The following is a 250-nucleotide window of genomic DNA, read 5'->3' as shown; positions in this document are numbered from 1 at the left end:
TCCCTTTAAAGCGTTTATGGCGATTAAAGCTAATAGTAGAATGATGAGGAACAGAATCCGTTAAGTTTAAACCCAGGAACCAACGGTAAGCTACATTTGTTTGAATTTCCTTCTCAAGCTGTCTTTCAGAACGAATACCAAAAAGGTATCCAACGAGCATCATCTTGAATAGTATGACAGGGTCAATGGGAGGACGCCCATTATCTTGGGAATAAAAAGACTTCACCCGGTCATAGATAAAATTAAAATC

At 38.4% G+C, this 250-nt stretch carries 1 protein-coding gene; it reads right to left on the bottom strand.

Going from position 1 to position 250, the window contains the following annotated elements; genetic code table 11:
• Positions 1-250, bottom strand: a 250-nt coding sequence (locus A33I_RS00005) for an IS5/IS1182 family transposase (protein ID WP_022626435.1), incomplete at both ends; no start/stop codon positions are given.

It is taken from the genome of Alkalihalophilus marmarensis DSM 21297, assembly GCF_000474275.2.
In the GTDB taxonomy this organism is placed as follows: Bacteria; Bacillota; Bacilli; order Bacillales; family Bacillaceae_D; genus Alkalihalophilus; species Alkalihalophilus marmarensis.
This window is presented reverse-complemented; position numbering and strand designations above follow the sequence as displayed.